The 2,352-nt window shown below is 39.6% G+C and carries 2 protein-coding genes and 1 pseudogene; all 3 read right to left on the reverse strand.

Features of this window, described 5'->3' with window-relative positions; genetic code table 11:
* Nucleotides 1-574 (reverse strand): annotated as a pseudogene (locus tag QZZ35_RS11180) (hypothetical protein); the annotation flags it as partial.
* A 14-nt stretch (nucleotides 575-588) separates the two neighbouring features.
* A complete protein-coding gene (locus tag QZZ35_RS11185; RefSeq protein WP_291237476.1) occupies nucleotides 589-885 on the reverse strand; it encodes a hypothetical protein in 297 nt (98 codons plus the stop codon).
* A 534-nt stretch (nucleotides 886-1,419) separates the two neighbouring features.
* Complete coding sequence (locus QZZ35_RS11190) at nucleotides 1,420-2,043, reverse strand: DUF6273 domain-containing protein (RefSeq protein WP_291237477.1); 624 nt, start codon at nucleotides 2,041-2,043, stop codon at nucleotides 1,420-1,422.
* Nucleotides 2,044-2,352 lie beyond the last annotated feature (309 nt).

Raw genomic sequence — 2,352 nt, forward strand, 5'->3', positions numbered from 1 at the left:
TCTGGGCAGCCATTGCCGGAAAGACAGGCTGGGTCTCACTGTTCATTTTCTGAAACAACTGTTTTGAGATATCAAGGGCATCCACATCTGAATCTTTCGTATATACCAGCCTGCCATCCTGCCCCCTCGGCATTATTTCCGCAAAAATATTGTGACACCCTGTAATCTGCCTGTACTCTTCACCCGCACCGATAACAGTGCATGCATGCAGCGGAATTCTTCGGCCAAATTCCCTATAATAATCTCCCTTTGTATCCAAAATAACCATAATATCATTATCCTCCTGTGTCACAAGAAGCCGGTCCACAATGATATCCAGTAAATTTGTTTTTCCGCCGCCCGGATCTGCAAAAGCAACCAGTCCATAAGACAGCATATCCTTACTGATTCCGATCTTATTGCCGCTCACAGGGTCTTTCAACGTTACAAAGGGATCCCGCTCCCTGCTCGCCGTCCAGACCGGTACCGGATTCTCATGAATGCTCTGACCAAATAAGGTCCGTGTATATACACCACTGTTTCGATTCTGACGATCACATTTTGCCACTGCTCTGTTTGTATATTCATATCCCATAATTTCTACCCCCTCTATTCCATATCTAATCCATCGTCACAGCCTTCTCCGCCATCAATACCTTCTTCACTATCGACGGATGGTGCTTCGTTACTCTGTACATCTGTTTCGGTGTCCATCTGAACATTGGATTGATTTTCAAATTCTTCCACCGCTTCAAGATAATTCTCTGCCATTTCCCCCGTTGATTTGATGGCATCCTCACGGGACATGCCCGGGTCATTGATGGCATGTGTATAATAGGCATTTACCGAATCCCTTAAAGATTGATTATATTCTTCCAATGTTACCGGTCTTGGATCAAAACTCATATTGGACTCCTCCTTTATCCTTTCAATCATCTGTATTTTTTAACTAAGGATATTGTCTCACATAAATGTTCATTCAACAGCTTCGCTTTTATGAAATTAATGAAAGTATCGTTGAAACTTGATCGGAATAATAAAAAGCCGGATATTCGATTTATCTTCCTAATAGAATTAGAATTCAAATCAAATACCCGGCTTTCTATTTTATATTCCTGATATTCTTATATTTACTTTTTCAAAAAATCGCACCAGTCATCTCGTCCGTCTGAAATCCGATCAAGTACCTCTCCCACCACTTAAATCACAGATTATGAAGTGGGTGCTTCCTGTTCAATGGCTCTCACCACCTTAGAGGTGGGAGAATTCTTGCTCATTTCATGTTAATACAGACCCTGACAGATCAAACATTTCTTTAACTGTTATTACTTTTTTCGGAGATGGATATGTGACCTCGGGAGCATTCAGAATGTTCACCATTTTTCCTGCTTTATGCGCAATAATCTGCAACATGAAATCAGAAAATTGTTCATTATTACGCTATTTATACTTTGAAACATCCAACCAGAGTGCCGGACGAACACCGACATAACCGGCGGTCACAAGATCCCCTCTGTCATTCACATGCCCTCCATCCTGAACGATCATACAATGTTTTCTATCTGAAAGAGTTGTCCTCAACCACCACCAATTGGAACCATAGTCACCCGCATCCTTTCTGTGTCTTGCATATGCAGTAGATTCAGCACTCAGATATTTCTCGCTCATTTTGCAGATTTCCTCCTGACTCAGTACAAATACTTTATCAAAAGTTGTACATTTATAAGGAACTGCATCATCATACAAATCCGATTCATCCATTGTATTTTTTGATATCTGAATACAATGCATCTCTTCAGCAGTGAAGGCCTCATGTAAAAATGTATCATTTAACCACTTACGCATGGTACAGCCAATCCACATTTCGCCAGATACAGCACGATCGAAAGGTATACGTTCTAAAATGTGTTTACTCAATAATAATGCAGAACCTTTTTTTATGCTTATAACGATCCATTCGATTGGCTGAGGATGGCTTCCCTTTGGCCACTCCTGGTGATAATGACCGAAGAATACACTTTTACCAACTTCTAATGACAGATTTCTACTATTCTTTGAGTTCATTATTCGTTTTCCTCCATATCTTTGTATAATTACACACTATTGAATTATCAATGTTCAACTTATGTTCAAGCTTGAGCATTTGTTATATAAACATTCTACAATCCTATTGATTTATTTGATACCTGCTTTTACCGCATAAAATGAAACTTACTATGAAACCTCTTCCTTTTCAATAAGCCATCTTTACAATCATCGCAGCATTATTTTTTCCGCATCTTACATCACTCGGAGTACTGCCGAATACGGCAAAATATCGCTCATCCCCAAAATAAGTTATTTTTAAATGCTTTTTGCTTTCTTCAATCCGAA

The sequence above is a fragment of the Frisingicoccus sp. genome, assembly GCA_016298055.1.
Taxonomy (GTDB): domain Bacteria; phylum Bacillota; class Clostridia; order Lachnospirales; family Lachnospiraceae; genus Frisingicoccus.